The organism is Streptomyces sp. NPDC040610 (assembly GCF_055594065.1).
Map to the genome: position 1 here is coordinate 1 of NZ_JBVIXA010000027.1, position 1,384 is coordinate 1,384.

The 1,384-nt window shown below is 69.7% G+C and carries 1 protein-coding gene and 2 pseudogenes; all 3 read right to left on the bottom strand.

The window, feature by feature from the left end:
• Positions 1 to 500 (bottom strand): annotated as a pseudogene (locus tag ACZ6AA_RS40490) (IS1182 family transposase); the annotation flags it as partial.
• A complete protein-coding gene (locus ACZ6AA_RS40495) occupies positions 413 to 1,030 on the bottom strand; it encodes a transposase (RefSeq protein ID WP_471463550.1) in 618 nt (205 codons plus the stop codon). The gene ACZ6AA_RS40495 and the pseudogene ACZ6AA_RS40490, both read right to left, overlap by 88 nt.
• A gap of 132 nt (positions 1,031 to 1,162) precedes the next feature.
• Positions 1,163 to 1,384, bottom strand: a pseudogene (locus ACZ6AA_RS40500) (hypothetical protein); the annotation flags it as partial.

A 1,384-nucleotide genomic window follows, 5' to 3' on the forward strand; every position in this document is an offset into this window, starting at 1 on the left:
ATGTGATGGACCGGTTCGGTCATTTCCGCATCGGTCACTGTGGCGTCGGTGGTCGCGATGCTGGTGATCAAGCGCGGCGGCGGTCCGTCGGCTCCGGGGATCAGCGCCTGGCCGTCGGCATCGTCGCAGGACTCGCTGATGTGGATCTTGTAGCCGGTCCACCAGGAGCCCTGTTTGAGACCGTAGCGGGCGTCGGTGTCGTACGGAGAAGCCAGCCGCAACCTGCCAGGCGGGAGGTCTTTGCTCTCCCGCCGCTTCACCTCCGCTCCGGCCTCGGTCACGGTGCGGTGGTAGTTCTGCACCCACATGGTGCGCAGGACCTGCACCGCCGGGAGTTCGCGCAGCCAGGCCGGAGCATCAGGGGCATGCACCGCCTCCAGCAGCGTGAACCCGTCCCGGCCATAGACCAGGGCTATCTCCTCGCGCTTGCTCGTGGAATCCGGCGGATGCCAGGAGTGAATCCGCGGGCCATAGCGTTCGGCCCATTCCCGAACGGGCACCGCCCTGCCAGCCAGTCCGGTGCCGCGCAGGCCAGCGTCTCCAGCGTGGCTCGCAGTGTCTCCCCCGCCAGCTCCAGCCTGTTCAGAGCGCGTACCGCGGCCAGCACGCGGGTGCAGTCGGTGCGCTGCTTGCCTCCGGCCTTCACCAGGCCCCGGTCCTTGAGCGCGGTCAGCAGCAGGTCGAGCACCTTCTCCTCCATCCCGTGCTCGACCAACCGCGTGCGGAACTCGGACAGCACCGAGGCGTCGAACCCGGGATCATCCAGCTCCAGGCCGAGCGCGTACTTCAGGTCCATGCCGTACCGCACCCGATGCGCTGCCGCCCGGTCGGTGAGGTTCTCGGCGAACTGCAACACCGTCACCAGCGCCAGCTGGCCCGGTGACCAGCCCGGCCTCCCTCTGGACCCGAACGCCTCGGCGAACTCGGCGTCCGCGAACAACTCGCCCAGCTCGTCACGGACCCGCATCGCCAACGGATACGGGCCCCGTGCCGCCACCGCCCGCGCCACCTGCGCGGTCAGCTCAGGCACCTTCGGCCACGGCCTCGGCCGCATCGACATTCCACACCCCACCCGCGACCGGGAACGCCAAGACGGCCGCTTCTGTGCCGGCCAACGAGCCACCAGCCCCGCTGGGCACGGAATACGCCAGCAAGATCGTCACTAGCCGCAATCGGCGGCGCCACTCTCCGACGTCGCCGGTTGATGGACATCGGCCTTACCCGCTTCCCCCCGCCAGGCGGCGAGATTGTCGCGGGCGTTGAGGGTGTCGGGGTGGTCGGGCCCCAGCACCCGCACCAGGTCCTCCAGCACTTCAGCGGTGGCGGTGGCGGCACCGGCCGCATCCCCCGCCATTCCCCGCCACCAGGCGAGATGGTCGCGAAC